Below are 2,619 nucleotides of genomic sequence, written 5' to 3'. Positions count from 1 at the left end.
CTTCTCGCCGAGGGGGGTGAGCGTGGCAGTGGTCGCGTGCTGGCGTTCCCACTCGCGCGGGTCGCCGGGGAAGGCCGGGCGCTGCGGGTGATCCAGCTCGCGCCACAGGCGGATGCGCTCGAGGCGCTCGGACTCGTTGTCCCACTCGGCCGGGTGCATCGCCACGTACTGCGCGATGCGCGGGCGGTTCACCGAGTGGTTCGGGCGCACGCCGTGGGCCAGCAGCGAGTTGAAGATCAGCAGGTCGCCGGCCTCCATCGAGACGTTCACGATGCGCAGGCCGGTCGTGTCGGGGTGCATCGGGTCGCGGTCGGCCGGCTGCGTGGCTTCCCACGCCTCGAGCCCCGAGAACAGCTCCGGCACGCACTGGAAGCCGCCGACCTCCTCGTCCTGCGGCGCGAGGCTGAGCACGCCCTGCACGCCGATCGGCAGCGGTCGCTTCGACGTGTCGACATCCCAGTGGATGAAGCCGTTCGGGTTGCCCTTCACCGCCTTCGGCAGGTTCAGGTTCGCGCGATCGATCGTCACCCACAGGTCCTCGCGGTCCCAGATGTCGACGAACGCGTCGTACACGCGCGGGTCCGTGCGCGTGTCCCACAGGAACTGGTGGTTGTAGATCTCGAGCATCCCCGTGTGGTTCAGCTCGCGCATCGCGTGATCGCGCCGCTGCGGCGCCTCCCACGTGGCGGGATCGCGCGGGTCCTTCTCGTCGAATTCCCACAGCAGATCGACGAGCCGGTCGACCTTCTCGCGTGGCACGGCCTGCTTCACGATCACGTAGCCCTGCGTGATCCAGTGCTGCCAGTCGGCCTCCGACAGCACGCGCAGCGGCAGGCGCTTCCGGATGTCCTTCAGCTGCACCTGCGTCACATGCGACGTCGGGTGGCTGTGCTCGTTCATCGAGATCTGCACGGACGTTCCTCCCCGGGTGAGGTAGGGCCGCGTGTCCCACGCGGCCGCAATCCACAGCGGCGCGGTGGGGACACCGCGCCCTACCGTCGGCCTACGCCAGCAACCCCTTGACCACCTTCCCGTGCACGTCGGTCAAGCGGAAGTCGCGGCCCTGGAACTTGTACGTCAGCTTCTCGTGGTCGATGCCCAGCAGGTGCAGCATCGTCGCGTGCAGGTCGTGCACCTCCACGGGATCCTTCGTGATGTTGTAGCCCAGTTCGTCGGTCTCGCCGTACGTGATGCCCGGCTTGATGCCGCCGCCGGCCATCCACATCGTGAACGCACGCGGGTGATGGTCGCGGCCGAGGAACTTCGAGCCGTTGCGCGCCTCGTTCATCGGCGTGCGCCCGAACTCGCCGCCCCACACGACGAGCGTCGAGTCGAGCAGGCCACGCTGCTTGAGGTCGGTCACCAGCGCCGCGGCGGCCTTGTCGGTCTGGCGGCACAGGTGCGGCAGTTTCTCGATCACGTCGTCGCCGAAGCTCGCGCCGTGGGTGTCCCAGCCGCGGTGGTAGAGCTGCACGAAGCGCACGTCCCGCTCGACCAGGCGACGGGCGAGCAGGCAGTTGTTGGCAAACGAGGTCTGGCCGGGCTGCGTGCCGTAGAGGTCGTGGATGGCCTGGGGCTCGTCGGAGATGTCGGTGAGCTCGGGTACGCTCGTCTGCATCCGGTAGGCGAGCTCGTACGCATTGATGCGCGTCTCGATCTCCGGGTCGCCAACACTCGACTGCCGCATGCCGTTGAGGTCCTTCAGGGCATCGAGCGAGGCCCGGCGCAACGGCGCGTCGACGCCCGCCGGGTTCGAGACGAACAGCACCGGATCGGCGCCGCCGCGGAACTCGACGCCCTGGTGCACCGTCGGGAGGAAGCCGGAGCCCCAGCACGACTTGCCGCCATCGGGGTTGTTCTCGCCCGAGATCAGCACCACGAAGGCGGGCAGGTCCTTCGACTCGGAGCCGAGGCCGTACGAGAGCCACGACCCCATGCTCGGGCGCCCGATCACCTGGTGCCCTGTGTTCATGAAGATCTGCGCCGGCGCATGGTTGAACTGCGTCGTCGACATCGACTTCACGATGCAGATGTCGTCGGCAATCCTGGCCGTGTAGGGCAGCAGGTCGGAGATCTCCTGACCAGACTTGCCATGACGCCGGAACTCGTAGGGCGACCCGAGGAGCCGTGGCGTGCCCTTGATGAAGGCGAAGCGCTCGCCCTTGACGATCTCGGCCGGGATCTCCTGCCCGTCGTACTTGCGCAGCGCCGGCTTGTTGTCGAACAGGTCGAGCTGCGACGGCGCGCCAGCCATGAACAGGAAGATCACCTGCTTGGCCTTCGGGGCGACGACAGGGGCCATCTGCCGCGCCGCCTGCGCGAACAGCTGCTCCTGCATCAGGGAGGCGAGCGCCGCCCCGCCGATGCCGAAGCCGGCCGCCTGGCGGAAGAAGTGGCGTCGAGTGACTGCCTTCAGATCGTTCATCGGAGTCTTCGGGGCTACGGGTTACAGGCTACAGGCTACCTGAGGAGGAGGTCGCCTGCGGCCCGTCGCCTGTGGCCTGTCTATCCCTTCGGTCGTTCATCGTCGGTCTCGTCTTCAGCAGGGGCTGGGCGCTGGGGGCTCGGAAGCTCACGAGTCCATTGCGCATTCGGGCAGTCGAGCTCCTAGCTCCTAGC

At 67.8% G+C, this 2,619-nt stretch carries 2 protein-coding genes; both read right to left on the bottom strand.

Translation table 11 applies throughout. The features are described from left to right. Window positions 1-900 (bottom strand): phytanoyl-CoA dioxygenase family protein (locus ACIRDX_RS22750; RefSeq protein ID WP_396627697.1); only part of this gene is annotated, 900 nt, incomplete at its 3' end. Between the two features lie 103 nt (window positions 901-1,003). Then, window positions 1,004-2,425, bottom strand: coding sequence for a DUF1501 domain-containing protein (locus ACIRDX_RS22745; protein WP_396627696.1), 1,422 nt, complete (start codon window positions 2,423-2,425; stop codon window positions 1,004-1,006). Window positions 2,426-2,619 lie beyond the last annotated feature (194 nt).

It is taken from the genome of Luteitalea sp., from assembly GCF_044337415.1.
Lineage (GTDB): Bacteria > Acidobacteriota > Vicinamibacteria > Vicinamibacterales > Vicinamibacteraceae > Luteitalea.
Note: the sequence above shows the minus strand (reverse complement) of the source record. Positions and strands in the feature narration are given on the sequence as shown.

What these genes read in the sequence shown, in the direction of transcription:
- ACIRDX_RS22745 (WP_396627696.1), bottom strand. Translation starts at nt 2,425, where the DNA reads ATGAACGATCTGAAGGCAGTCACTCGACGCCACTTCTTCCGCCAGGCG.